This is a genomic window from Jatrophihabitans sp., assembly GCF_036389215.1.
Lineage (GTDB): Bacteria > Actinomycetota > Actinomycetes > Mycobacteriales > Jatrophihabitantaceae > Jatrophihabitans_A.
In genome coordinates, this window is record NZ_DASVQG010000369.1 from 1 (window position 1) to 26,664 (window position 26,664).

The window sequence follows — 26,664 nt, forward strand, 5'->3', positions numbered from 1 at the left end:
TAACCGCCCTACTACATGACTGTGCCTCCGCAGGCTGACGCGCCGACCGTGGGCACCCGGCGTCACCCGGGTGCAGCCGTCAGTCACCGAACCGCGACCTCGGCCATCGACGCGGCGCTGACCGTCAGGGCCGACCGGTCCTCGGTGACGTCGATCCGCACCTGGTCGCCATCGGTGATCTCGCCGGCGATGAGCGCCTTGGCCAGCCGGTCACCGATCGCGGTCTGGATCAGCCGGCGCAGCGGCCGGGCCCCGTACATCGGGTCGAAGCCGTTGATCGCAAGCCACTCCCGCGCGGCGTCGGAGACCTGCAGCACCAGCCGCCGACCGGCCAGCCGGTTCTGCAGCAGGCCCAGCTGGACGTCGACGATGCCGGTCAGCTCCACGGTGGTCAGCGGGTCGAACACCACGATGTCGTCAAGGCGGTTCAGGAACTCCGGCTTGAAATGTGACCGGACCGCATCCAGCACGGCGTCCTTCTTCAACGTGTCGTCCAGTTCCGAGACCAGGATGTGCGAGCCGAGGTTGGACGTCAGCACCAGGATGACGTTGCGGAAGTCCACCGTCCGGCCCTGGCCATCGGTCAACCGGCCGTCGTCGAGCACCTGCAACAGGATGTCGAAGACGTCCGAGTGGGCCTTCTCGACCTCGTCGAACAGCACCACCGAGTACGGCCGGCGGCGCACCGCCTCGGTCAGCTGGCCACCCTCGTCGTAACCGACGTAACCGGGCGGGGCGCCGACCAGCCGCGCCACCGAGTGCTTCTCGGAGTACTCACTCATGTCGATGCGGACCATCGCCCGCTCGTCGTCGAACAGGAACGCGGCCAGCGCCTTGGCCAGCTCGGTCTTGCCGACACCGGTCGGGCCGAGGAACAGGAACGAGCCGGTCGGGCGGTTCGGGTCGCTGATGCCGGCCCGGGCCCTGCGTACCGCGTCCGAGACGGCCTGCACGGCCTGCTTCTGGCCCTTCACCCGCTGCGCCAGGGCCTCCTCCATCCGCAGCAGCTTGGCGGTCTCGCCCTCCATCAGCCGGCCAGCCGGAATGCCGGTCCAGGCGCTGACCACCTCGGCGATGTCGTCGGCGGTGACCTCCTCCTTGACCATCACGTCGGCCGGCTGCTCGGCGGCAGCCGCTTCGGCCAGCTCCTTCTCGGTCTGCGGGATCTCGCCGTACATCAGTCGGGACGCGGTCTCGAAATCGCCCTCGCGCTGGGCGCGCTCGGCGTGGGTGCGCAGCTCGTCCAGCTTCTCCTTCAGCTCACCCAGCCGGTTCAGGCCGGACTTCTCCCGCTCCCAGCGGGCGTTCAGCGCGTCCAGCGCCTCGGTGCGGTCGGCCAGCTCGGCGCGCAGCGCCTCCAGCCTGGCCACCGAGGCCGGGTCGGTCTCCTTCGACAGCGCCAGCTCCTCCATCTTCAGCCGGTCGACCGAGCGCTGCAGCTCGTCGATCTCGACCGGACGGGAGTCGATCTCCATCCGCAGCCGCGACGCCGCCTCGTCGATCAGGTCGATCGCCTTGTCGGGCAGGAACCGCGAGGTGATGTAGCGGTCGGACAGGGCCGCCGCGGCCACCAGGGCGCTGTCGGAGATCTGCACCTTGTGGTGGGCCTCGTACCGGCCGGCCAAACCGCGCAGGATGCCGATGGTGTCCTCGACGGACGGCTCGCCGACCAGCACCGGCTGGAACCGGCGCTCCAGGGCCGGGTCCTTCTCGATGTGCTGGCGATACTCGTCCAGGGTGGTCGCACCGACCATGTGCAACTCGCCACGGGCCAGCATCGGCTTGAGCATGTTGCCGGCGTCCATGGCGCCCTCGCCGGTCGCGCCGGCACCGACCACGGTGTGCAGCTCGTCGATGAAGGTGATGATCTGCCCGGCCGAGTCCTTGATCTCGGTCAGGACGGCCTTGAGCCGCTCCTCGAACTCACCCCGGTACTTGGCTCCGGCGACCATCGCGCCGAGGTCCAGCGACACCAGCCGCTTGCCCTGCAGCGATTCGGGGACGTCACCGGCGACGACGCGCTGGGCAAGCCCTTCGACGACGGCGGTCTTGCCGACGCCGGGCTCGCCGATCAGGACCGGGTTGTTCTTGGTCCGCCGCGACAGCACCTGGATGACCCGGCGGATCTCGGAGTCACGCCCGATCACCGGATCGAGCTTGCCCTCGCGGGCGGCAGCGGTCAGGTCGACGCTGTACTTCTCCAGCGCCTGGTAGGTGCCCTCGGGATCCGGGCTGGTGACCCGGGTCGAGCCGCGCACCTGGGTCAGCGCGGCGCGCAGCGCCGTCGGGTTGGCCCCCAGCCGGGTCAGCGTGCTCGCCACCTCCGACGGCACTTCGGACAAGGCGATCAGCAGGTGCTCGCCCGAGACGTACTCATCTCCTGCGTCCTTGGCGATCCGCTCGGCGGCGGCCAGCACGTTGAGCAGGTTGCGGGACGGCTGGGGGGCGGACACCGTCGAGCCGGCGGCGGCCGGGAGCGCGCTCACCAGGGCGCCGATCTCGCGGCTGAGCTTGGCCGGGTCCACGCCGACCGCCTGCACCATCGGACGTGCCAGTCCCTGCTCGTCGCTGAGCAGCGCGGCCGCGAGGTGGGCCGGCTCCACGGCAGGGTTGCCCTTGTCGGCAGCGGTCCGGACGGCCGTGGACACGGCCTGCTGGCTTCGGGTGGTGAGGTCCATGGCTTCTACCCCTTTGTCACTTCGTTTTCGCTGTTGCTCGACCGGCTGCGCCAGCCGGGCTCATGGGAATAACGAGCCAGAACTTGAGTCTGTTCCACTCAACCTTGCGAAGTCAGGCTCATGCCGTGCTGGCCGCGGAGGTGCGCTGCGCCCTACTCCTGCGGGACTACTTCTGCGGACTACTTGGTCGCCAGACCACCAGCGCGCTGCCGGGGTCGGAGAACGGCTTGCCCATCGGCACCGAGACGATGTCACCGGCGGGTCCGGCGGCGAACAGCCGTCGAGACCTCAACCTGGCCTCCGCTCGGCTGGAGCGCCGCCGGTCCTCCTCCAGCTCGGCCAGCCGGGTGCGCAGCGCGTGCACCTCGTTCTCCAGCTCGAGGATGCGCTTGATACCGGCCAGGTTCACGCCCTCTTCCTGGGAGAGCCGTTGGACCTCGCGCAACTGCTCGATGTCGCGGGGTGAGTACCGGCGGCCACGCCCCGGGGTCCGGTGCGGCGACACCAGACCCAGCCGGTCGTACTGCCGCAGCGTCTGGGGGTGCATCCCGGCCAGCTCGGCCGCCACCGAGATGACGAAGACCGCGGCTGATTCGGCGAAGCGCGGAATGCTCATGCCGACCTCGCCTGCGCCATCAACCCGGCTCGCGGGTCATCACCGGCGGTGGCCGCGGCGTAGGCCTCGACGGCCTCCCGGGCGGCGCCGTCCAGCTTCTGCGGAACCGCGACCGACACGTTCACCAGCAGGTCGCCCGAGGTGCCGTCCTTGCGAGCGACGCCCTTGCCCTTGACCCGCAGCACCCTGCCGGACGGGGTGCCCGGCGGCAGCTTGACGGTGACCGTGGAGCCGTCGAAGGTGGGCACCGCGATCTGGGCACCCAGGGCTGCCTCGGCGAAGGTCACCGGAACCGTCACGGTGAGGTCGTCGCCGGACCGTCCGAACAGCGGGTGCGGCTGTACCGACACCGTCAGGATCAGGTCCCCGCTGCCCGCCGGTCCGGGATTGCCCTTGCCGCGCAGCCGGATCTTCTGGCCGTCCTTCACACCGGTGGGCACCCGGGTGGTCACCGTGGACCCGTCCTCGCGGCGCAGTGTCACGGTGTCACCTTCGACGGCCTGCCGGAAGGTCAGCGTGGTGGTGGCCTCGACGTCACTTCCGGTACGCGGCGGGGCCTGGCCGAACCCGCTGGAACCGCCTCCGGTGAACATCCCGGAGAGCAGGTCCTCCACGCTGATGTTCGCGCCCTGGGTGCCGAAGCCACCGGACTGACGACCGGACTGCCGGCTGAAGAAGCCGGAGAAGACGTCGTCGGAGAAGCCGCCGGTGGGGCCGCTGCCCGCGGTGAACCGGGCGCGGCCGTGACTCATCGCCCGCACCGCGTCGTACTCCCGGCGCTGGTCGGCGTCGGAGAGCACCGAATAGGCCTCGCTGATCTCCTTGAACCGCTGCTCGGCCTTGGCGTCGCCGGGATTCTTGTCCGGGTGCAGGTCCTTGGCCAGCTTGCGGTAGGCCTTCTTGATGTCGGAGTCCGCAGCGTCAGAGGCGACGCCCAGGGACTTGTAGAAGTCCTTGTCGAACCAGTCCTGGTTGGCCATGACGTCATGCCTCCTTCACTGTTCTTACCTGTGTCGTAACCATCGGTTCTGATCGAGTGGTGCTGAGCTACGTGATGCCGGCCGAGCCGCCGCTCGGCCGGTCACTACTTGGGGTCCGCGACCGACACCCGTGCCGGCCGGACGACCCGGTCACCGATCCGGTACCCAGGCTGCAGAACCCCTACCACGGTGGTCCCCTCGGTGCCCTCGGCCAGTTCTTCGTCCACGTGCATCAGTGCATCGTGCACCGCCGGATCGAAGGCGGCACCGGGTTCGCCGAAACGCTCGACCCCGTACTTGGCCAGGGTGGTTTCCAGCTTGTCGGCGATGCTGGCCAGCGGTCCTGCCTCCAGGTCACCGTGCTGGCGAGCCAGGTGGATGTCATCGAGCACCGGAAGCAGCGACTCGATGACCGAGGCCACCGCCAGGTCGCGGATCATCGCCCGGTCCCGGTCGACCCGCTTGCGGTAGTTGGCGTACTCCGCCTGCAGGCGTTGCAGGTCCGCCAGCCGCTCGGCAGCCAGCAGCTCGTTCGGATCCGGCTTGGCGGCGACCTCGCCGGTGTCGCCGGACCCGGCTGGCGAGCCGGCTCCGTCCGCGGCCGCCGAACCCGGTTGGCCGGCCGGTGCTGAGCCGGCGGGCGGCTCGGCCGTCCCGCCGGCCGGCGCGACCGGTGAACCGTCCGGGCTGATCTTGCGCTTGTTCGCGAAGGTGAAGCCGGGTGCTGGCTGGTCAGGGCCAGCACCGGGCTCCTGCGGGGATGCCGGATTCGGCGGCGTCATGTCGGACTCCTCCTCTGCGGCAGCTGCATCGAACTGGTCCATCACGGTTACCGCTGCTCGTCGATGACCTCGGCGTCGACCACGTCATCGGCGCCATCGGCGGCCGGTCCGGCGCCGTTGGGGCTGGCACCGTCGGCCGAGGCGGAGGCGCCCGCCTGCGCTGACTGTTCGGCGGCATAGACCGCGGTCGCGGCCTTGCCGCTGACCTCGTTCAGGGCCGTGGTCTTGGCCTGGATCGTCTCGTTGCTGGCGTTGGCGTCGGCCAGGGCGGTCTTCAGCTCGGCCAGCGCGGCTTCCAGCTCGGTCTTGGACTCGGCCGGGATCTTCTCGCCGGAGTCGGCGATGAACTTCTCGGTCTGGTAGACCAGCTGCTCGCCGGTGTTACGGATCTCGGCCGTCTCCCGACGCGCCTTGTCCTCGGCGGCGTGCGCCTCGGCGTCCTTCATCATCCGGTCGATCTCGTCCTTGGACAGGCCCGAGCCACCGGTGATGGTCATGCCCTGCTGGTTGCCCGAGGCCAGGTCCTTGGCCGAGACGTGCACGATGCCGTTGGCGTCGATGTCGAAGGTGACCTCCACCTGCGGGACGCCTCGCGGCGCGGCCGGGATGCCGGTCAGCTCGAAGACACCCAGCTTCTTGTTGTAGGCCGCGATCTCACGCTCGCCCTGGTAGACCTGGATCTGCACGCTGGACTGGTTGTCATCGGCCGTGGTGAAGATCTCCGAGCGCTTGGTCGGGATGGTGGTGTTGCGCTCGATCAGCTTGGTCATGATGCCGCCCTTGACCTCGATGCCCAGCGACAGCGGGGTGACATCGAGCAGCAGGACGTCCTTGACCTCGCCCTTGAGAACACCGGCCTGCAGCGCGGCGCCGACCGCGACGACCTCGTCGGGGTTGACGCCCTTGTTGGGCTCCTTGCCACCGGTCAGCTCCTTGACCAGCTCCACGACGGCGGGCATCCGGGTGGAGCCGCCGACCAGGACCACGTGATCGATCTTGTCCAGGGGGATGCCGGCGTCACGCAGCACGTTCTGGAACGGCACCTTGGTCCGCTCGAGCAGGTCGGAGGTGATCCGCTGGAATTCGGCCCGGCTCAGCTGCTCGTCCAGGAACAGCGGGTTCTTCTCCGTGTCCACGGTGATGTAGGGCAGGTTGATCGACGTCTGCTGGCTCGAGGAGAGCTCGATCTTGGCCTTCTCGGCCGCCTCGCGCAGCCGCTGCAACGCCATCTTGTCCTTGGTCAGGTCGATGCCGTGCGCGGCCTTGAACTTGTCGACCAGCCAGTTCATGATCTTCTGGTCCCAGTCGTCGCCACCGAGGTGGTTGTCGCCGTTGGTCGCCTTGACCTCGATGACGCCGTCACCGATCTCCAGCAGCGAGACGTCGAAGGTGCCGCCACCGAGGTCGAACACCAGGATGGTCTGCTCCTTCTCGCCCTTGTCCAGGCCGTAGGCCAGCGCCGCGGCGGTCGGCTCGTTGACGATCCGCAGGACGTTCATGCCGGCGATCTGGCCGGCTTCCTTGGTGGCCTGCCGCTCGGCGTCGTTGAAGTACGCCGGCACGGTGATCACCGCGTCGGTGATCGTCTCGCCCAGGTAGGCCTCGGCGTCCCGCTTGAGCTTCTGCAGCACGCGGGCGCTGATCTCCTGAGCGGTGTACTTCTTGCCGTCGATGTCGACCGACCAGTCGGTGCCCATGTGGCGCTTGACCGACCTGATCGTCCGGTCGACGTTGGTGACGGCCTGGCGCTTGGCGACCTCGCCTACCAGGACCTCGCCGTTCTTGGCGAAGGCCACGACGGACGGCGTGGTCCGGGAGCCTTCCGCGTTTGCGATGACCTCCGGCTCGCCACCGGTCAGGACGGCGACAACGGAGTTGGTGGTGCCGAGATCGATTCCGACCGCGCGTGCCATGGTGAACTCCTCAGTAAGTGCTTCGGTATGTGCTTGGTTGTCTGCTTGTTGGTGTCAGTCCGGGTCAACCCGGTAGCTTCGATGGTGCTACCTGGATCGGCCTTCTGTCAAAAGAACTGAGCCGAGTACGCTCAACTTCCGTCTTAGACTGTGGCGTGGATCACAAACCGGAACGCGCCGTAGCCCCCGGTGACGGCAGCTTGCTGGCGACGACCGCCAGCGCGAGCTGGGCCTCGAAGCGCCCTTCCCGCTCCTTCCGTTCCTTCAGCTGACCCTTGTCGTCGGTGAAGTAGTTGATGCTCAGGCAGTCGTAGATGTGTTCCCAGGCCAGCCGCCGTTGCGTGAAGGCCGCTGCCACCCGGTCACGGCCGAGGCTGGTGATCTCGGCGGCGGACAGCTGCTGCTGCATCAGGTGCCCGGCCTCGCGATCGGCTGCCTCAGGCTGCCGCTGCCCTACTGTGCCCGACAACACGATGCTGCGTAGGCGGCTGAACTGCTCGTCCCGTTCCTGTCGGGCATACCGGCCTGCGAGATTAATACACCGGCCGTCATGCGCCGCCGAGACATCCACCAGGTCGCCGATGCGAGCGTCGGGAAAGGTCGGATACGGGATCATGGGTGACCGCGTCACCTCACCTCCGGCCAGCTGGATGATCAGATGCAGGGCGCGCAGCCGCGACCGCCAATCGCGGTATTCCAACATCAATTCCGTCAGCAGTTGCCAGCACCTGCGATCGCGCTCCAACCAGGCCGACAGGCGCGCCGGTGTCCACTGCTCGAACCCTGCGGCGGCCGAGTCGAGCTGGGTCGATGCCAGCAACCTCAGGATCTCGGTGACGTATGCCGACAGCTGCAGGACGTGCACGTTCTTGGGTAGCGGAGCGGTGGAACCCGCACTGGTGAGGTTTCGACCTCGGAACTGGGCGAACTCACGGCGAGAGCGAAACCCCACCAGGTCCGGGTCCTCGAAGGTGAGCCAGCTTCGCTGACCTGCTGCGAAGCTGCTGTCGCTGGTGTCGATGGCCCGTTCCAGTGACCGGACCGCGTGCTCGGCAGTGAAATGATCGCGTACCTCGATGTCCACTTCGGTCTCACCGGAATCCGGCTGAACCAGCCGATGCCCGAGGTGGAGCCCGGCCCAGTTGTTGTGCGGCAGCAACAGCATCGCGTACACACAGGCTGCGTTGTAGAAGTCCTGCCAGTCGTGCACCGCCAGCGGGTTGCGGCCCAGCGCACGGGTCACCTGCACGCTGACCTCCCCCAGGGGCGGCGGCCAGGTCACCAGCGGCCCGAACTGCTCCTTGTCCGGTGAGCCTGCCGCCAACTGAGCCCCCACCAGTGCGTGGATCCGCCGTTGCCGCAGGTGCGCCAGCACTATGCTGACTCGGACCGCAGTTGCCGAGATCGGGTGGTCTCGGCGTCGACGTCCCTTGAACCACCGGTAGTCGCGTTGCAGCTGGACGACCTCGGTGAGCGAGGCTGCCTGGAACAACTCCTGCGCACGCAGGATGTCCAGCGCCGTCAGCTTGGGGGCCGGAGCCGGTCGAAGCTCCGGCAGAACCTCTGCGGCCACTGCCCGAACCTTCGACCAGTCCTTGTCTGCACACAGGTCGGTGGCGGCGAGCAAGGACTTCGCCACTTTGTCCAGCGTGCGCGAACTGGCCGGCCGGTCGTCGGCTAGGAGGTCGCGAGCGATCTTGAACCTGGCGTGGAAGTGTTCATGCGTCTCATCGCACCTCGGCGCCCGCTCCCGAATCCGGTTGGCGGTGCCCACCACCACCCGGAGCCGTTGCTCGATTCGGTCGAGCCGTTGTACCTCGGCCGGTGAATCGGGTTGATGCGGCATGATGTCGACCAGCACGCTACGCGCGTCCCGGTGGCCGGAATCGTCCAGGATTGGACGGAAGGTGTAATGGCTCAGGCGCGGCAGCAACCTGGCCCGAAGTCGTTCCCGCTCCGGATCCCTGCGGGTCAGCTGATTCTCATCCGGCCCTCTGAGCCACTGGGCCACCACCACCTCGGAGAACCCCAGCACCATCGCATAGCGGTACCTCGCGATCTGCAGAGCCCGATGCCGGTCGCTACCACGCCAGATTCCTGCTGGCGGCCGGATGCCCCGTTCACCTCGGCGCCCGCGCCAGCCCTCGCCCAGCGGATGCCATGCCCGCTGCTGCGATCGCAGGGCAGCCCGCGTCGACCCCTTGGTCAGCACCGTCCAACCGTGCAACAGCCGGTCCGACCAGGCATGGGCAAGACGCTCATCGGCTCGAGAGCCGAGGGCGATCACGTCGTCATAAGTTTCCAACGCATCGAGGAACAACTGCAACTGCTCCTGCAGTGTCCCGATCTCCAGCCGGATATGCAGGTTCAGCGGATCGAGTTCCAGCGCTCCATAAAAGGTTCCCAGCGCCTCGTCGTAGCGCCGTTGGGCGGTGAAGGTCTTAGCTTGCTGATAAGCGCCAAACAGGGCTGGTGGAAGCGCCAGCCCGCGCCAGTCCGACCACGGAGGGCGGCGGCACAACCTGGTCAGGGGCAATATCGCCGCACCCACGGCCATTGCCGCCTGATCCACCGCCAACGGCCAGTCGGAGGCCCACACCGTGTGCGGCGGTGTCCCGCCGCGTGGCAACGTTGCGACGCTGACGGTGATACCGAACGGGGCCGCTGGTTCGTTCCGCTTGCGCAGCACGGCAGTGACGGCATAGGCATGCGTTACCGAGGTCAGTCCGAGCAGGCCGGCGACCATCCCGAGCATCGTTTTCTCATTGGCGGCGCCGCGAAGCAGTTCCAAGAATTCGACGGGGCGACCGGCACCGGGCACAGCCGCCGGCGAGTTCAGGTTGACGCGCCCGAGAACTGTCCGAAAGGCAGTCGCCAGCTCGAGGATGTTCACCGTGTCGTCGCCCGTGGCATTGATCAACCCGGTGACTTCGATGGGTCCCGGTCGGCGTACCAACTCCGCCTGCCGCCATCGTCGAAAGGTGTAGAGGAACAGCACCAGTCCGACCGTCAGGACGAGATTGCGGGCAATCGGGCCGATGTCGACCTTCCATAATGCATACGCGTGGCGCAGGGGTCCGGCCCAGGTATTTTGTGACGCCTGCGGATAGGGAGTGCGGATACTGAGGTAAGCCGAATAGAGCAGAACGATCAATGTCACCGCGGAGAAGCAGAACCATCGGACGGGGTGCGCGCCGGCAAGTGAAACCCGCTCTACTCGCGAACGTCGACCCACCAACCTTTGCACCATGGGATCCCCTCTGGTGTAGGTCCGACTACCTGCTCAGTTTGACCGATTCCTCAGCCGGTGCAAATGCCTGTCGTCCCGGAGAATTCACAGCAGGGAAACCCCGTGAGCCGGATGTGCGACGCCTTCGGCCGGGACGCTGTACGGCCCGCTCCGAGTGTGCAAGGTTGTGCCTGCCTGGATGCCCTCACGCGTGGAGGTCCGATGTCCATCAGCTCACCGCGCACGCCGAACACCCTCTCCGATGACGACGCCCGGCTGGAGAGCCTCGGATACCGGCCCCAGCTCAACCGGGTGCTGGGGCTGTTCGCGAACTTCGCCGTCGCATTCACCTACCTGTCCCCGATGGTGGGGATCTACTCCCTGTTCGTGCTCGGGGTGGGGACGGGCGGTCCGGCCTATGTGTGGCTGACCTGGCTGCCGGTGCTGGGAATGCTGCTCGTCGCGCTGGTCTTCGGGGAACTCGCCAGCCACTACCCGATCGCCGGTGCGCTCTACCAGTACAGCAAGTTCTCCGTCGGACCGCGTTACGGCTGGTTCGTCGGATGGTTCTACGGCATCGCGCTGCTGACCACGGTGGCCGCGGTGGACACCGGCGTGGTCAGCTACGTCACCGCGCTCTGCCACAACTGGTTCGGCTGGAACTTCGACCCCACGGACCACTGGACGATCCTGATCATCACGGTGGGTTTGCTGGTCATCCAGACGAGTCTCAACATCACCGGCGCCAGGGTGATGGGCCGCGTGGCCCAGTTCGGGGTGTACGTCGAGATCGTCGGCACGCTGGGGATCGCCATCATCCTGGCGGTGCATGGTTTCCACCACGGCCTGGGCTTCCTGTTCTCCACCCAGCAGGTCCAGCATGCCGCGAGCAACCCGCTCGGGCTGGATTTCGGCGGCCACTGGCTGACCGGAGCGGCCCTCATCGCGGTGCTCGCGCCGGTCTACATCTTCTACGGCTTCGAGTCGGCCGGCGACATCTCCGAAGAGACCAAGGACGCCGGCCGGCAGGTGCCGCGAGCCATGCGCTGGGCACTGATCTGGGGCGGTGTCAGCTCCTTCATCCTGATCGCGTCGCTGCTGCTGGCCATGCCGTCGGGCAGCAACCCGGTGGGCAGCACCATCGAGGGCGGTGGCGTCCCGTTCATCCTCGGGCAGCTGCCCAGCTGGTTGCAGGACTTCCTCCTCCTGCTGATCATCTTCGCGTTCTTCTCCTGCGGAACCTCCGTCCAGGGTGCCGGCAGCCGGCTGGTCTTCTCCTACGCGCGTGACGGCGCGCTGCCTCGCTCGCGGTGGCTGTCAGCCGTCCATCCCCGGTTCAGGACCCCGGTGAACGCCCTGGTCGCCGGGTCCATCGTGACGGCGCTGTTCGTGCTGCTGGTCTTCGCCTCACCGAACCACGACGTGAAGTTCGGCTTCATCACCTACCCGGCGAACATCAACGTGCTGGTATCGCTGGTGTCCTTCGGAGTCAGCGGCATCTACCTGTCGTTCCTGCTCACCGTGATCGGCGCGATCGTGGCGCGCCGCCGCGGCTGGATCGCGGAGGGCAGGTTCCAGCTCGGCCGGTGGGCGTGGCCGGTCACCGTCCTCGCCGCGGCCTACCTCGGCCTGATGCTGCTCAACGTGGTGCTGCCCACCGGGCTTGCCAGCCCGCGCGGTTACTTCAACCTCGACTGGATCACCCTGCTGGTCATGCTGGCCGTCACCCTGGTCGGGGTGCTCGTCTTCGTGCTGGCTCATCCCGACCGTGGCGTCCGCCAGCACCTGGGGGACGCGGCGGAGCCGGACCGGGCCGGGTCGGCAGAGCGCAGCCGTAAGTGAACTGACGGCCGCCGACTTGACAGCGCCTCGCCTGCGCCACCGGGAGCGGTCGGGCGCTGCCTGGGCTGACCTGTGGACAACTCAGGGTGCCGGAGGTCTGGCTGGCTGCCTGTGGACAACTCAACTCACCGGCAGGCCGGATTGCCTAACGTCCTGCCACATGCAGCGGAGCAGTGGCGAGCGTGGCAGTGGCGGCTATGGCGACTAGCCGGTTCGAGCTGCCCGGCGACGGGCTGCGGGCGGCGCAGGTCTGCCTGGCGCAACGGGTGCCGGCCGGTGACCCGGCAGGTATCCGCTCGGTGGCCGACCGGTCCGGTGCGCGCGCCGCCGAGCTGCGCCGCATCGCCTCGACACTGCTGTCGAACCTCGACACCGGCTTGTGGAGCGGTGCCGCTCATCGGAGCTTCATCGATCAGGTGCGTACGCACGCGCCGTCGATGTCGGCAACCGCGGACCGCTACGAGCACTACGCCGCAGCCCTGATCGGGTACGCCGGTGCCCTGGAGGAGACCGCGCCGCGGCTCGGTGCCAGCCGGCGGCAGCTGCAGCAGGCTTGTGAGGAGCTGGCTCGGCGACAGCACGTCCCGCTCGGCCTCGATTCGCTACCGGGCCATCCGGCTTCGTCGTCGGACACGGCGGCGGACCTGCTGCCGATCGCCCGCGACTTCAAGACCGGCTACGACCGATGGGCCGATGCGCTGGATCGCTGCATCCGGGCGCTCGGACATGCCGATCAGGCTGATCCGACCCGGGACGTGCACGGTCTTCGGGCGATCGAGCATCACGTGGCAGCCGCGGCGCAGCGACACCTCGGCACCTTCGAGCGGGCGGTCCTGCACCCGTCCCTGCACAACATCTCCGAGTGCCTGGGCGCCCTCAACGTCGATCTGACGGTGCTCGGCGTGGCACTGCTGTTCATCTGCCCGCCGGCTGGCACCGCCTGCCTGGCGGCGGCAACGGTGCTGGCGGCCGCTCAGCTCGCCGTGGACAGCACCCGGCGCGAGCGGGGTGAGCAGGTCAGCGCCGCAAGCCTGGGGCTCGAGCTGGCAGCGGCAATCCCGATCGGCGGCAGCGCCTTTCGCGGGTTACGGGCCGCCGACAACGTCGTGCATCTGGTGCCGGGTGGCGGCTTGATGGCCCATGAGGGAATCGAGGACGGCCACACGCTGGCCAAGCACGTCGGCAAGAGCCACGAATTCCTGCGCAACCGGCTCGCCACCGAGCCTTGGATCAACGATGCATCGACCTTCTACAACCGGGAAGTCGCCGAAAACGCGCTGTCGGCCCTTCTTCTGGAAGACCGAGCGAAGATCGTATCCTGGCTCTCCACTTCCAAGAAAGAACTCATCCTTACAGGACGAGCAGATAGTGCCGTTGGCACGGTGATCTCACGAGATTCGAGCGCTCCGCTACCTGCCAGAGGCATACGATTGGTGATCAGACGAACCCCCGAGCTGCCCACTGGGTTCCGCATCCATACGGCGATGGTGATGATATGACCGAGTTCGAGGCTCTAGAGACCCTACTGGGTGGCTATCTGCATGAGGACTGGGCCGATGACCACCCCACTGCCCTGCAGGCCATTGACGAGTTCGCGCATGCTGAGCCCGACTACGCACCCCTTATCCGAGCCGACGTGGACGAGGTAGTCGGACGATTCCGTTCGGAGGCAGAGCTGGCGGTTCAGCTGCGCAAGTTAGGCCTGGTGTATCGGATCCAGTTCGATGGTTGGACGTCACATCGTGACTGGCTGCTGGCAGTCGCCGATCGGGTCGACGAGGTCCTGCGGAAGTCACCGGCGGCCTGACGGCTGGAAAGCCGCAGCACGCACCGTCGAGCGACCTGATACGCCCGCGTAGCGGTGCCGCAAGCCGACCTGACCCTGCCAGAGGATGTGACCTAGTCGGTGCCTGGCGACCTTGGTTACCCGTTGGTAACCCTGGGTATCCTTGCCCACGTCACGCCTGACGAGGCCGAAGCCGACGACGCTGGAGGACGCAGTGGCACTGCGCATCACCCTGACCCTGCTGATGACCGTCGCCACCGCGGCGATCGCGGGGTGGCGGATTCTGTGGCTGGTCCGGCTGATCCGCTCCGGCACGGCCGCCCCGGGGCGTGGCAAGAACGCCGGTGGCCGAGCCGTCAACGACGCCGAGGAGGTGCTCGGCCAGACCCGGTTGCTCAAGTGGTCGGTCCCGGGCCTGGCGCACTTCCTTACCTTCTGGGGATTCGTCATCCTCAACCTGACCATCCTGGAGGCCTATGGGGCGCTCCTGATCAGCCGTGACTTCCACATCCCGCTGATCGGCAAGTGGCAGGCGCTCGGGTTCCTGGAGGACCTGATGGGGGTCGCCGTCCTGGTGGGCCTGGCGACCTTCGCGGTGCTGCGCATTCGCAACGCCCCCAAGCGCAAACAGCGGGACTCCCGCTTCTACGGCTCGCACACCGGACCGGCCTGGGTGATCCTGGGCATGATCACACTGGTCATCCTGACGCTGTTCCTGCTCCGCGGTGCGCAGCTGAATGCCGGTGAGTTCCCGTTCGGGCGGTCGAAGTGGACCTTCGCCTCGTACCTGACGGCCAAGGCGCTGGGGACCGGCGCCTACAACACCGGCCTGGCCACCATCTTCCTGCTGGCGCAGGTGGCGGTCGTCCTGGTGTTCCTGATCATCGTCACCTACTCCAAGCACCTGCACATCGCCACCGCTCCGATCAATGTCTACTTCAAGCGGCTGCCCAGGGCGCTCGGGGCGCTGCCGCCGGTCACCGACGCCCAGGGCAAGGCGATCGACTTCATGGACGTGGAGAACCTGTCCGAAGACACCGTGTTCGGCAAGGGCAAGGTCGAGGACTTCAGCTGGAAGGCCTACCTGGACTTCGCCACCTGCACCGAGTGCGGCCGGTGCCAGTCCCAGTGCCCGGCCTGGAACACCGGCAAGCCCCTGTCACCCAAGCTCGTGATCATGGACCTGCGCGATCACCTGTTCGCCAAGGCGCCGTACCTCATCGGGGGCAAGGCCGTTCCCGACGAGGGCGCCGTCCCTCTCGGCAGCGAGGCGTTCGACGACGGCGGCCATGGCCACGGGGTTGCCGAGTCCGGCTACGGCCGAGTCACCGGGACGAACCCACAGCAGTTCTCCCGCCCGCTCGTGGGAGACCTGGCCTCGCACGGCGTCATCGATCCGGACGTGCTGTGGTCGTGCACCACGTGCGGGGCCTGCGTCGAGCAGTGCCCGGTCGACATCGAGCACATCGACCACATCGTCGACATGCGCCGCTACCAGGTGCTGATCGAGTCGGCGTTCCCGTCCGAGGCCGGCACCATGCTGCGCAACCTGGAGAACAAGGGCAACCCCTGGGGCCTGCCGGCCAAGAATCGCGAGGAATGGACGGAGGGCCTGGGTTTCCAGGTACGCCGGGTGTCACCGGGCCAGCCACTGCCCGAGGACGTCGAGTACCTGTTCTGGGTCGGGTGTGCCGGTGCCCTGGAGGACCGGTCGAAGAAGGTCACCAGGGCCTTCGCCGAACTGCTCGACGTGGCCGGGGTCGAGTTCGCGATCCTCGGCAGGGAAGAGACCTGCACCGGTGACTCGGCCCGCCGGCTCGGCAACGAGTTCGTGTACCAGATGCTGGGTGCCGAGAACGTCGAGAAGCTCAATTCCATCAAGCCCGACGGCCGGCCGTTGAAGATCGTGGCAACCTGCCCGCACTGCTTCAACACCATCGCCAACGAGTACCCGCAGATCGGCGGCGAGTACGAGGTGGTGCACCACACCCAACTGCTGGCCACGCTGGTCGCCGACGGCCGACTCACCCCGGTCGAGCCGGTCGACAAGAAGGTCACTTACCACGATCCGTGCTACCTGGGCCGGCATAACAAGGTCTACACCCCACCCCGTGAGGTGCTCGGCGCCATCCCGCAGCTGCGGTCGCAGGAGATGCATCGCTGCAAGGACCGCGGCTTCTGCTGCGGCGCCGGCGGCGCCAGGTTCTGGATGGAGGAGAAGATCGGCAAGCGGATCAACGTTGAGCGCACCGATGAGGCGCTGGGCCTGGACCCGGACCTGATCTCGACCGCCTGCCCGTTCTGCATGGTGATGCTCTCGGATGCGGTCACCGGCAAGAAGGCCGACGGCTCGGCCAAGGAACACGTCCAGGTGCTCGACGTCGCTCAGATCCTGCAGCAGTCGATGGGACGCCCGGCGCTCGCCGCACCGCCGGAGACGTCGACCGCGGACTGAGCAGCTCAGGCAAAGCAGCTCAGGAGAAGCGGCTCAGGCAAAGCGGCTCAGGAGAAGCGGCTCAGGAGAAGAACAGGAACTTGACCAGCGCGGCCAGGCCGACCACCACGATCACCGCGCGCAGCACGGTGGGTGACAGCCGCCGGCCCACCACCGCCCCGAGCTGGCCGCCGACCGTGGAGCCGACCGCGATCAGGGCGACGTACAACCAGTTCGGATGTGCCAGCAGCACGAACAACAGCCCGGCGACCGCGTTCACCACGCCGGCCAGGACGTTCTTCAGGCCGTTGACCCGCTGCAGGTTGTGGTCCAGCAAGGCGCCCATCGTCGCCACCAGCAGCACCCCCTGAGCCGCTCCGAAGTACCCTCCGTACACACCGGTCAGCAGCACCAGAACCCACAGCAGGACCGGGTGCCGGCCTTGCGAACCGTGCTGGGCCTGCCCCACGAAGCGCCGCGACAGCCGGGGCTGCGCGATCACCAGCGCCACCGCCAGCACGATCAGGATCGGCACCACCGCCCGGAACACACCGGCCGGCAGCACCAGCAACAGCAGCGCGCCGGTGATCCCGCCGATCAGGGACGCCGAGCCCAGCCGCAGCAGCCGGTCGCGCTGGCCGGCCAGCTCACGGCGGTAGCCGTTGGCCCCGCTGAAGGTGCCGGGCACCAGCCCGATGGTGTTGCTGACGTTGGCGGTCACCGGCGGAACCCCGAGGGACAGCAGCACCGGAAACGTGATCAGCGTTCCCGACCCGACCACGGTGTTCATCGTGCCGGCACCCACTCCGGCGAGCGCAACGACCGCGGCGGCCCCGATCCCTGTCACCCGGCTACCGTAGTCGCCCCGCTCGCATCCCCCGGTCATCACCGGCTCCCAGCTGACTTTGGTTGAATCGAGGCATGATCACCCCCGCCCCCAGGCCCCGGTCACGGTGGCTGGCGGTGGTGGTCGCGCTGACCATCGCCGCGCTGGCGCTCACCGGCTGCGGTCGCGCCAAGAAGATCCCGCCGGAGCAGCAGGCGGCACAGGCCTACCTGACCGCTCTGGGCGCCGCCGACCCGGCGACCGCCGGTCAGCACACCACCGACGCCGGCGCCGCGTCGGCCACGATCGGCGCGAGTCTGGCCGGGCTCGGCGGCGATGGCGTGCGCGGCGAGCTCCGGGTCACCGGCCTGACCGACCGGCAGCCCACGTCGGCCACCGCGCACTACGACGCCAGCTGGCAGCTGCCCGGGCTGAGCACCCCGTGGAAGTACGCCGGATCGCTGCCGATGGTGAAGCAGGCCGAGAACTGGCGGGTGGACTGGAAGGCCAGCGACATCCACCCGCAGCTGGTCGACGGCTCACACCTGGCACTCAAGCGCAGCCAGCCGCCCCGGGCCGCGCTGCAGGACGGCAACGGCACCCCGCTGTTCAGGCCGACGGCAGTGGTGACCGTAGGCATCAACCCGCCTGCCGTGCGAGACCTTTCCGGCCTCGCCACCCGGCTGGCGGCGGTACCGGCCCTGCAGACCACCGCGGGTGAGATCATCAGCGCCGTCAAGGCGGCAGGCAAGGGCCAGTTCGTTCCGATCATCACCCTTCGCCGGCCGGCCTACGAGCAGATCAAGGCGAAGATCTACAACCTGCCCGGCACCCAGTTCCAGTCCGAGACCCGGCTGCTGCCTCCTACCTCCAACTTCGGCAAGCCGCTGCTGGGCAGTGTCGGCCCCGCCACCGCCGAGATCGTGCAGGCCTCGCAGGGGCAGGTCAAGGCCGGCGACACCGTGGGGTTATCCGGGCTGCAGCAGGCGCTGGACGCGCAACTGCGCGGCACGCCGGGCGTCGAGGTCTATGCCGCCAGCGACACCGACGCGACGCCAGGCGCCAAGCTGGGCACGGTCACCCCGCCGGTGGCCGGCAAGCCGGTTCGACTGACGCTGGACTCCGGCCTGCAGGCGGCCGCGGACGCCACCCTGGCTCGAGAGTCGCGACCGGCCTCGATCGTGGCGCTGCAGCCCTCGACCGGCAAGATCCTGGCGGTGGCCAACAGCGCCAGCGCACCGGGCGACATCGCGCTGACCGGCCAGTACCCGGCCGGCTCGACGTTCAAGATCGCCACCTACACCGCGGCGTTCCAGACCGATCCCGCCCTGACCGCCGCGACCGCCGTGGACTGCCCGCCCACCGTCACCGTCAACGGGCGGACCTTCGAGAACGAGGACGAGTTCGAGCACGGCCGGATCCCGCTGACCGCCGCGTTCGGCTACTCCTGCAACACCACGGCCATCTCCTTCGGCATGAAGCTCCCGGCCGGCGCCCTGGCCAAGGCGGCGAACAGCCTGGGGCTGGGCGGTGACTGGAAGCTGCCGGTGCCGGCGTTCCCCGGTTCCATCCCCGCCACCGCCACCGGAACCGAGCAGGCCGCCGAGGCGATCGGCCAGGGCAAGGTGCTCGTCAGCCCCTTGCTGATGGCCTCGATGGCCGGTGCGGCCGCCTCGGGCACCCGGTCGCTCCGTCACTGCTCATCGGCCAGCAGGCCAAGCCCGGCCAGGCACTGGGCAGCAGGCTGAGCACCAACATGAACGCGTTGATGCGGGCCACCGTGTCCATGCCCGGCGCGACCGGTTACCCGCTGCTGCACGACCTCCCCGGTGGGATCCGGGGCAAGACCGGAACCGCGGAGTTCGGCACCGACAACCCGCCCAGGAGCCATTCCTGGTTCGCCGGCGTCCGCGGCGGCAGTTCCGATCTCGCAATCGCGGTGTTCGTCTACGGCGGCGAGAAGTCAACCACCGGGGCGGTTCCACTGGCCAGGCAGTTCTTCACCAGGGTGCCCTGAATTTTGTACGGTGGATTCATGACCACCAACGATGCGCACGTCTACGACAGTCCCGAAGGTTGGGTCGCCGACCACATCCAGCGGTACGTGGAGACCAACGGCGAGGAGGGGCACCACTGGAACGGGGTGCCGACCCTGCTGCTCACCACCAAGGGACGCAAGAGCGGCAAGCTGCGCCGCACGGCCCTGATCTACGGCACGTCCGGCTCGTCCTACGTCGTGGTTGCCTCCAAGGGCGGCGATGAGAACCACCCCGCCTGGTACCTGAACCTGACGGAGAACCCGGAGGTTGCCGTGCAGGTCGGCGCCGACGACTTCGTCGCCATGGCCCGGACGGCCGATGAGTCGGAGAAGCCGGAACTGTGGCAGATGATGTGCCAGATCTGGCCGGCCTACGAGGAGTACCAGAGCAAGACCGACCGGCCGATCCCGCTGGTCGTGCTCGAGCCGGTTCAGTCCGAGGCGTCCTGACCCCGGCGGCCGGCCCCGGTGTACCTGCCCCTGGTAGCTGACCCGAACCGCGGCTCGTACCAGATCCTGATCTTCAGGTGACCTCGGCGAGGCCGAAGCCTCGTACAGTTCCGCTGTGCCGACCGCTGCGCCGACCGATGTGCCGATCACCGCGCCCAGCCGCGGGCTGATCCTGGTGATCGAGGACGAGCCGGCCATCGCCGAGGTGATCCGGCTGAACCTGGCCGCTGCCGGCTTCGGCGTCCGGCTGGAACGCGACGGTGAGGCCGGCCTGGCCGCGGTCAGCCGGTTCGTCCCCGCCGCGGTGATCCTGGACGTCGGGCTGCCGGGCATCGACGGCATCGAGGTGTGCAGGCGGCTTCGCGCGGCCCAGGACTGGACGCCGGTGCTCTTCGTGACGGCCCGCGATGACGAGGTGGACCGGATCGTCGGCCTGGAACTGGGCGCCGACGACTACGTGACCAAGCCGTTCTCGCCGCGCGAGCTGGTGGCCCGGGTGGCCGGCGTGCTGCGCCGCAGCCAGGGGGTAGCCGACGCCCCGGCGCCACTGCGGGTCGGTTCGATCCGGCTGGACCCGGCCGGGCGGCGGGTGCACGCCGGTGACCGTGAGGTCAGCCTGACCGCCACCGAGTTCGACCTGCTGGCCTACCTGATGCGCCGTCCCGGACGGGTGTTCGGAAGGGAGCAACTGCTCAGCGCGGTATGGGGTTACTCCGCCGTCGCCGGGGCCCGCACGGTGGACGTGCACATCGCGCAGGTCCGGGCCAAGCTGCAGGACGCCAGCCCGATCCGGACCGTCCGCGGCGTCGGGTACGCCGTCGAGCCGGACCGGTCACCGGGCTCGGTCGGACCCTCAGCCGGCCCTCGATGAGGCTGCCGGCCACGACGCTTGCCCAGCGCATCTCCGCACTCGCGGTCGGGGTGGCGGTGATCACCGCACTGCTGGCCGGCGTGCTGGCGATCAACCTGGTGCACCGCTCGGACACCGCCGCGGCCCGCGGCACCCTCGGCAACCTCGCCGACGTGGCCCGGGTGGCTGCCGATCAGGGCCCGAATGCGCAGAACAGCCAGGCACGGGCGCGCGCCATCCTGCGCAACCTGGGTATCCAGTCGGCATCGATCGACAGCGCGGGCAGCGTCGCCACCAACAGCCCGCTGCTGCGGGCGGCGCTGACCCCCGACGACGTCCACACCCTGCTGGCCAGCGGCTCGCTGTCGGTGCAGCGACGGATCCAGGGGCAGCAGGTGCTGATCGAGGCGCGGGGCACCCGGACCGGTGGCATCGCGTTGGTGCAGCGGCGTTCGGAGGCCACCGCCGCCGCTGACCGGACCGCCCGGCAGATCGTCTGGGCGTTGCTGATCGCGGTCGGCATCGCCGCCCTGCTGGGGCTGCTGGTGGCGCTGCGGATCTCCCGGCCGCTGCGCCGGACCGCCGAGGCCGCGCACGCCCTGGCCGGCGGTCGCCGCGACGTGGCGGTAGTGGCCGAAGGTCCCACCGAGGTCGCCGAGGTGGCGACCGCCGTCAACGTCCTGGCCGCGGCGCTGTCGCACTCCGAGGCCCGGCAGCGGGAGTTCCTGCTGTCGGTCTCGCACGAGCTGCGCACGCCGCTGACCGCGATCACCGGCTTCGCCGAATCGCTGGCCGAGGGGGTCGTGGCGCCCGAGCGGGCGGCCGAGGTCGGAGCCATCGTGCTCACCGAGTCACGCCGGCTGGACCGGCTGGTGGCCGACCTGCTGGACCTGGCCCGCCTGGACGCACACCAGTTCGGCATCGACCTCGCGGACGTCGACGTCGCCGAGCTGTGCCGGGCCGCCGGCCAGGTCTGGTCCGGACGATGCGCGGCGGTGGGCGTCCGGTTCGAACTGCGGCTGGAGCAGGCAGCTGCAGGTCCCGGCCGATTCACCGTCAGGACCGACCCGGCGCGGCTGCGGCAGGTGCTTGACGGGCTGTTGGAGAACGCGCTGCGGGTCACTCCCGCCGGGGCCCCGATCGTGCTGGCGGTCCGCGCGGAGCAGGCCGGCGACCGGCATCGGCTGGTGGTGGCGGAGGTGCGGGACGGCGGGCCGGGGCTGACCGCGGATGACCTCACGGTGGCCTTCCAGCGCTCGGCGCTGTACGAGCGCTACCGGGGACTGCGCCAGGTCGGCACCGGGCTGGGCCTGGCCATCGTGGCCGGCCTGGTCAGCCGCCTGGGCGGCACCGTGGAAGCGGGCCGCGCTCCGGAGGGCGGGGCCCGCTTCACCGTGCGGTTGCCGGCGGCCTGAGCCGTCGTTCCAGCAGCTGCTTCGCCGGACCAGCGGCTGCTCCGTCGTTCCGGCGGGTTGCTACGGCTGCACTATCCGGTGACGGCGACGACGTGCTGGGCGGTCAGGCTGGTGGTACCGGTTCCGACCACGGCGACCTTGTCACCGGTGTGCACGTCACTGATCGTCCCGGCCGCGCCACGCCCGTTGCCGTTGCCCGGCTGGCCCTTGCGCAGGCGCACCTTCGTCGTGCTGGTGATCGCGTAGGTCTGGCTGACACCGTCCGCGGCCTTGACCGTGATCGAGCTGGCCGACACCGCGGTGACCGTGCCGCGGATCGCGTCATGGGTGACGAAGCTGTTGTCGTTGTCGCGGTCGCGCGTCACCCACTGGGCGTGCAGGGCACGCCCGAGCGCTCGCAGTTCCGGCCGGTGCCCCTTGCCCCGACCCCGCGCACCCGGCCGCTCCAGTGCACCCGGCCGGCCCGGCGCCTTGGACTGCCCCGGCGCAGCGGCCCTGCCCGAGTCGCCCGGCGCCGCGGAGCCGCTGGCCTTCGCCGAGGGGCTGGACGAACTGGACGCTGGGGGACTGGACGAGCTACCCCCGGAAGCGGCCAGGGCGGCGGTCCCCGCTCCGAGCACCACGACCGCGGCCGATGCCGCGAGCACGATCTTCTTCAACATGATGATCTCCCGTCGAACCCTGCCAGAAGTGGACCTTGTTAACGGTGCCGCGTCAAGGTTGGCCTTCGGGCAGGGAATTGTCAGGGTTGTGTTCGGGACGCCAACTACGCTGGGCGGTGTGAGCCTCGAGCTGCACCTGGCCGCGCCGGCCGACCTCGACGCCGGCACCCTTTACCGGATCCTCCAGCTACGGGTGGACGTCTTCGTGGTGGAGCAGCGGTGCCCGTACCGCGAGCTGGACGGCCGCGATCTGGAACCGGGCGCGCGCTGGCTGTGGGCCACCGACGGCGACGCGGTGATCGCGACCCTGCGCGTCCTGCGGGAGGATCCCGGCACCGCCCGGATCGGCCGGGTTGCCACCGCCCCGGGGGCCCGTACCAGCGGGATCGCCACCGTCCTGATGCGTCACGCCCTGGACGCGCTGGACTCCGACGCCGAAGTCGCTGAGAACCCGGCCGCCGGGATCGAGGTGGTGCTCGACGCGCAGTCGCCGCTGGTGGGCTGGTATCAGCGGTTCGGCTTCGAACCCGACGGCGCGGCATTCGTCGAGGACGGCATCAGCCACCTGCCGATGCGCCGTCCCGGCCAGCTGTCACGCCAGTCCTGACGGCCCGGTCCACCGGGCACCGTACGAGCGACCACCCCGGCGACCAGCCGCTGGTAGCGGGCACCCAGCACCGTGGCCAGCGGGTGCAGCACCTTGGCGTCCGCACCGACCAGGATCCGCGGCTTGCCGGCCAGCATTCCGGCCAGGATGACCGCTGCCGCCCGGTCGGCGCTGGTCCTGGCCAGCCTGCGGTCGAAGAAGTCGACGAGCCCCGCGTGGTCCTCCCCCGGCGCGACCCGGGAGTTCCGGACGATCGAGGTGCTGATCCCACCGGGATGCACGCAGCAGACCCGCACCGGGTGACCGGCGACCAGCATCTCCTGGCGCACCGATTCGGTGAAGCCGCGGACCGCGAACTTGGCGGCGTTGTAGGCGCTCTGCCGGGGCACGCTCAGCAACCCGAACACGCTGGACAGGTTCACCAGGTGGCCGTCGCCGCTGGCGATCAGGTGGGGCAGGAACTCCTTGGTCCCGTTCACCACGCCCCAGAAGTTCACGTCCAGAACCCACTGGAAGTCCGGGTAGCTGACCTGGAGCAGGTCCCCGGTCAGTGCGACACCGGCATTGTTGATCACCACGTTGACCGTTGCGAACTCCGCGGCCACCGAGGTGGCGTAGGCAGCCATCGCCGGCTGGTCCCGGACGTCGAGCTGGTCCGCGCGCACCCGGGCAGCGCCCACCAGCCGGACGGTCTCGGCCAGTCCCGCGGCATCGATGTCCGACAGCGCGAGCCGGGCGCCGTGGCCGGCCGCGGCCAGCGCCAGTGCCCGGCCGATGCCTGACCCGGCCCCGGTGATCACCACGACCTTGCCCGCGAGGCTGGTCATGTCGACCGCCCGGTCACGGCGACGCCCCCGGTCGTGGGCGCTCCGGCGGTGCGGTGCCGGGACGGGCGCCGAGGTGGTAGGCACCCGGGTCGAAGGAGGCGGTGAGCCGCCGGAACAGGTAGGTGGTCCGGGGCCAGAGTGCGACGTTGCGGCCGTGCGCGTCGAGATACCAGCTGCGGCAGCCGCCAGTGCTCCAGACCGTCCGCCGCATCCGCCGCTGCAGGTCGGCGTTCCAGGCGTCCTCCGCGGCCGCGGTCGGTTCCACGGTGGCCAGCCCGTGGCGGCGCATCTGGCGCCAGGCATCGACCAGATAGGCAACCTGCGACTCGATCATGTACACCATGGAGGAGTGGCCGAGGCCGGTGTTGGGCCCGATCACGAAGAAGAGGTTCGGAAAGCCGTGCACGGTGGCGCCCTTGTAGCCCTGGACACCGCGTTCGGACCACGCCTGGCCCAGCGTCCGGCCGTCCCTGCCCTTGATCAGGTCGGCGATCGGCTGCTCGGTGGCCTGGAACCCGGTGGCCACGATCAGCACGTCGACGTCACGCGACGTCGCGTCCGCGGTCACGATGGCGTTCGGGGTGAGGTGTGAGATCGGCTCGGTGATCAGCTCGACGTTGTCGCGGGTCAGCGCCGGGTACCAGTCGTTGGAGATCAGCACCCGCTTGCACCCCAGCGCGAAGTGCGGCTGGACCTTCGCCCGCAGCACCGGGTCTGAAATCGCGCGGTTGATATTGGCGGTGGCCGAGCGGCTGACCAGCGAGCCGATCCAGGGCGCGGCGATGAACATCGGCACCGTCGCTTCCCGGGCCAGGTAGATGACGTTGCGGACCAGCCTCTGGTAGCCGGGGATGCGGTGCATCGCCAGCTTCTCCAGCGGGCGGTAGGCCCGGTCGTGCCGGGGCAGCACCCAGGGTGCGGTCCGCTGGTAGACCTGCAGCCGGGCCACCCGGTCAGCGATCGCCGGCACGATCTGGATCGCCGAGGCGCCGGTGCCGATCACCGCCACCCGCTTGCCGGTCAGGTCCTGGCCGTGGTCCCACTCGGCCGAGTGGAACACCGCGCCGTCGAAGGACGCCAGCCCGGCCAGCTCGGGAACCTTGGGCTCGGAGAGCGCTCCGGCAGCCGACACCAGCAACTGTGCCGTGACCGGGCCGGCCGAGGTCTCGACCCGCCACAGCTCGGCGTCGCTGTCCCAGCTGGCGCCCTCGAACTCGACCCCGAACCGGAACCGGTGCAGGAGGCCGGAGTCGCGGGCGACCTTGCGCAGGTAGTCCTGGATCTCCGGCTGCGCCGAGAACGACCGGGGCCAGTCCGGGTTCAACGCGAAGGAGAAGGAGTAGAGCTGGGACGGCACGTCGCAGGCGGCACCCGGGTAGGTGTTGTCCCGCCAGGTGCCGCCGACCTCGGCACGGCGCTCGATGACCAGGAAGTCCTGCTCACCGCTGCCGGCCAGCTTGATGGCCGTGGCCAGACCGGCGAAGCCGGCACCGACGACGAGAACCGCCACTCGTCCCGGCAGCGGCTCCGGGGCCGCCTCGGGCTGCTGGCCGATCATGGTGCCAGCCTAGAACCTTGGGCAACTGGTGGCCGTAGCGGCATTGAACAGCGACCGGTAGCGCGGCGCGCGGCATGGCTGCCCGCAGCGCATAGACAGTGTTCATAAGATGTTCCTGAGTGGAAACGCATGGTGATGGTGGGACGTGGGCGCCGATGACAGTTGTGTCCAAGCGGGTCCGGTTGACTCCGGATGCTCGGCGAGAGCAACTGCTCGATCTCGGGGTCCGGATGCTGGCGACCCGCACGCTGGACGAGCTGTCCGTCGATGTCCTTGCCGAGGAGGCCGGCATCTCCCGCGGCCTGCTGTTCCATTACTTCAAGAGCAAGCAGGACTTCCACCGGGCGGTGGTACGACGGGCGGCCGATGACCTGCTTGCCCGTACCAAGCCCGACATGTCGAAGGACCCCACCACCCGGCTGAGCCTGTCGCTGGCCCACTACATCGACTACGTGCTCGCCAACTACCAGTCCTACATCTCACTCGTCCGGGGGGCCGCCGGCAGCGACGAGGCGCTGCTGGAGATCTTCGAAGGGACCCGCGAGGTGATGACGGCACGGATCACCGACAACCTGGAGGTGTTCGGCGTCCAGGACAGCCCGACCGTCCGGCTGATGGCCCGCGGCTGGTCGGCACTGGTGGAGGAGGCGGTGCTCGGCTGGGTGGCCGACCAGCAGCTGTCCAAGGAGGAACTGCTTCGGGTACTCACCGCCACGCTGCCCGCGGTGCTGTCGGTGGGCTAGGGCGGCGCCGGCCGACGTTGTGGCGGCATTGCGCGCGCGGCCGGTCACCGATCGGTTACTAGGATGCCCGGTATGACCCCCGCTGGACGCACCGGCTCACCGGAGTGTTGACCTTCCAGCAGTACCTCGACGAACTGGCGCGCCAGGGCTGGCTGCTCCGGGAGTCAGCGCGCCAGCCGGCGTTGCGGGCAGCCGTGCCGTCCTGCCCGGGCTGGAGCGTGTCGCGGCTGCTGGGGCATGTCACCAAGGTGCACCGCTGGGCGAGCTGGATCGTGGGCGGTGGCAACCAGGACGACTTCGAGTTCAGCGTCCCCGAGGACGGCCAGTTGCTCGAGGCCTATGACGCGGGGCTCCAGGAGGTGCTCGGCCGGCTGCGGGCCGCACCGGACACCCTGGCGGTGTGGACCATGACGCCGGCCCCCTCGGCC

The 26,664-nt window shown here is 69.0% G+C and carries 22 protein-coding genes; 12 read left to right on the forward strand and 10 right to left on the reverse strand.

Annotated elements, in window-relative coordinates:
• Positions 1 to 83: 83 nt before the first annotated feature.
• The 6 genes from clpB to VF542_RS21395 all read right to left on the reverse strand — a co-directional run bounded on the left by clpB (position 84) and on the right by VF542_RS21395 (position 10,129).
• Positions 84 to 2,678: an ATP-dependent chaperone ClpB gene (clpB, locus tag VF542_RS21370; RefSeq protein ID WP_408653723.1), complete on the reverse strand. Its 2,595-nt coding sequence runs from the start codon at positions 2,676 to 2,678 to the stop codon at positions 84 to 86.
• A 166-nt stretch (positions 2,679 to 2,844) separates the two neighbouring features.
• Positions 2,845 to 3,294: a heat shock protein transcriptional repressor HspR gene (locus VF542_RS21375; RefSeq protein ID WP_408653724.1), complete on the reverse strand. Its 450-nt coding sequence runs from the start codon at positions 3,292 to 3,294 to the stop codon at positions 2,845 to 2,847.
• Positions 3,291 to 4,274 carry a DnaJ C-terminal domain-containing protein gene (locus tag VF542_RS21380; RefSeq protein ID WP_408653725.1) on the reverse strand — a complete coding sequence of 328 codons (984 nt, stop codon included), beginning with the start codon at positions 4,272 to 4,274 and terminating at the stop codon, positions 3,291 to 3,293. Before VF542_RS21380 ends, VF542_RS21375 begins: the two co-directional genes overlap by 4 nt.
• A gap of 104 nt (positions 4,275 to 4,378) precedes the next feature.
• Positions 4,379 to 5,056, reverse strand: coding sequence for a nucleotide exchange factor GrpE (grpE, locus tag VF542_RS21385; protein WP_408653726.1), 678 nt, complete (start codon positions 5,054 to 5,056; stop codon positions 4,379 to 4,381).
• A gap of 47 nt (positions 5,057 to 5,103) precedes the next feature.
• Positions 5,104 to 6,969, reverse strand: coding sequence for a molecular chaperone DnaK (dnaK, locus tag VF542_RS21390; protein WP_408653727.1), 1,866 nt, complete (start codon positions 6,967 to 6,969; stop codon positions 5,104 to 5,106).
• A gap of 160 nt (positions 6,970 to 7,129) precedes the next feature.
• Positions 7,130 to 10,129: a hypothetical protein gene (locus VF542_RS21395; RefSeq protein ID WP_408653728.1), complete on the reverse strand. Its 3,000-nt coding sequence runs from the start codon at positions 10,127 to 10,129 to the stop codon at positions 7,130 to 7,132.
• Positions 10,130 to 10,420: 291 nt separating this feature from the next.
• Here VF542_RS21395 and VF542_RS21400 point away from each other — a divergent pair, with 291 nt between their 5' ends.
• The 4 genes from VF542_RS21400 (at position 10,421) to VF542_RS21415 (ending at position 16,281) form a co-directional block, all read left to right on the forward strand.
• Positions 10,421 to 12,040 (forward strand): APC family permease, encoded by a 1,620-nt coding sequence (locus tag VF542_RS21400; RefSeq protein WP_408653729.1) that lies wholly within the window; start codon positions 10,421 to 10,423, stop codon positions 12,038 to 12,040.
• Positions 12,041 to 12,222: 182 nt separating this feature from the next.
• The gene (locus VF542_RS21405) at positions 12,223 to 13,539 is read left to right on the forward strand and encodes an RNase A-like domain-containing protein (protein WP_408653730.1); all 1,317 of its coding nucleotides are present in this window, start codon (positions 12,223 to 12,225) and stop codon (positions 13,537 to 13,539) included.
• Positions 13,536 to 13,847 (forward strand): contact-dependent growth inhibition system immunity protein, encoded by a 312-nt coding sequence (locus tag VF542_RS21410; protein ID WP_408653731.1) that lies wholly within the window; start codon positions 13,536 to 13,538, stop codon positions 13,845 to 13,847. The genes VF542_RS21405 and VF542_RS21410 overlap by 4 nt, the downstream gene beginning before the upstream one ends.
• Before the next feature lie 199 nt (positions 13,848 to 14,046).
• Positions 14,047 to 16,281, forward strand: coding sequence for a heterodisulfide reductase-related iron-sulfur binding cluster (locus VF542_RS21415; protein ID WP_408653743.1), 2,235 nt, complete (start codon positions 14,047 to 14,049; stop codon positions 16,279 to 16,281).
• Between the two features lie 61 nt (positions 16,282 to 16,342).
• Here the strand turns inward: VF542_RS21415 and VF542_RS21420 are convergent, their stop codons facing one another.
• Complete coding sequence (locus VF542_RS21420; protein WP_408653732.1) at positions 16,343 to 17,107, reverse strand: sulfite exporter TauE/SafE family protein; 765 nt, start codon at positions 17,105 to 17,107, stop codon at positions 16,343 to 16,345.
• Positions 17,108 to 17,181: 74 nt separating this feature from the next.
• Between VF542_RS21420 and VF542_RS21425 the strand changes: the two genes are divergently transcribed.
• From VF542_RS21425 to VF542_RS21445, 5 genes are all read left to right on the forward strand, one after another.
• A complete protein-coding gene (locus tag VF542_RS21425) occupies positions 17,182 to 18,834 on the forward strand; it encodes a penicillin-binding transpeptidase domain-containing protein (protein ID WP_408653733.1) in 1,653 nt (550 codons plus the stop codon).
• An 8-nt stretch (positions 18,835 to 18,842) separates the two neighbouring features.
• Positions 18,843 to 19,103 (forward strand): penicillin-binding transpeptidase domain-containing protein, encoded by a 261-nt coding sequence (locus tag VF542_RS21430; protein ID WP_408653734.1) that lies wholly within the window; start codon positions 18,843 to 18,845, stop codon positions 19,101 to 19,103.
• An 18-nt stretch (positions 19,104 to 19,121) separates the two neighbouring features.
• The gene (locus VF542_RS21435) at positions 19,122 to 19,574 is read left to right on the forward strand and encodes a nitroreductase family deazaflavin-dependent oxidoreductase (protein WP_408653735.1); all 453 of its coding nucleotides are present in this window, start codon (positions 19,122 to 19,124) and stop codon (positions 19,572 to 19,574) included.
• A 139-nt stretch (positions 19,575 to 19,713) separates the two neighbouring features.
• Entirely contained in the window at positions 19,714 to 20,445 is a 732-nt protein-coding gene (locus VF542_RS21440) for a response regulator (RefSeq protein WP_408653744.1), read from the forward strand.
• A complete protein-coding gene (locus tag VF542_RS21445) occupies positions 20,442 to 21,839 on the forward strand; it encodes a HAMP domain-containing sensor histidine kinase (RefSeq protein WP_408653736.1) in 1,398 nt (465 codons plus the stop codon). Before VF542_RS21440 ends, VF542_RS21445 begins: the two co-directional genes overlap by 4 nt.
• Positions 21,840 to 21,910: 71 nt before the next feature.
• On the opposite strand, the gene VF542_RS21450 is transcribed toward VF542_RS21445, so the two are convergent.
• A complete protein-coding gene (locus VF542_RS21450; protein WP_408653737.1) occupies positions 21,911 to 22,501 on the reverse strand; it encodes a hypothetical protein in 591 nt (196 codons plus the stop codon).
• Between the two features lie 118 nt (positions 22,502 to 22,619).
• On the opposite strand from VF542_RS21450, the gene VF542_RS21455 reads away from it, so the two are divergent.
• Positions 22,620 to 23,108, forward strand: coding sequence for a GNAT family N-acetyltransferase (locus VF542_RS21455; protein ID WP_408653738.1), 489 nt, complete (start codon positions 22,620 to 22,622; stop codon positions 23,106 to 23,108).
• On the opposite strand, the gene VF542_RS21460 is transcribed toward VF542_RS21455, so the two are convergent.
• Together VF542_RS21460 and VF542_RS21465 are read right to left on the reverse strand one after the other, a co-directional pair.
• Positions 23,009 to 23,935 (reverse strand): SDR family NAD(P)-dependent oxidoreductase, encoded by a 927-nt coding sequence (locus tag VF542_RS21460; protein ID WP_408653739.1) that lies wholly within the window; start codon positions 23,933 to 23,935, stop codon positions 23,009 to 23,011. The two genes, VF542_RS21455 and VF542_RS21460, sit on opposite strands and share 100 nt — an antisense overlap.
• A 13-nt stretch (positions 23,936 to 23,948) precedes the next feature.
• On the reverse strand, positions 23,949 to 25,493 hold the full coding sequence (locus tag VF542_RS21465) for a flavin-containing monooxygenase (RefSeq protein ID WP_408653740.1): 1,545 nt from the start codon (positions 25,491 to 25,493) through the stop codon (positions 23,949 to 23,951).
• Positions 25,494 to 25,648: 155 nt separating this feature from the next.
• On the opposite strand from VF542_RS21465, the gene VF542_RS21470 reads away from it, so the two are divergent.
• Together VF542_RS21470 and VF542_RS21475 are read left to right on the forward strand one after the other, a co-directional pair.
• Positions 25,649 to 26,236, forward strand: a complete 588-nt coding sequence (locus VF542_RS21470; RefSeq protein WP_408653741.1) for a TetR/AcrR family transcriptional regulator — start codon at positions 25,649 to 25,651, stop codon at positions 26,234 to 26,236.
• A gap of 107 nt (positions 26,237 to 26,343) precedes the next feature.
• The coding region (locus tag VF542_RS21475) for a maleylpyruvate isomerase N-terminal domain-containing protein (protein ID WP_408653742.1) at positions 26,344 to 26,664 on the forward strand (321 nt) is incomplete at its 3' end.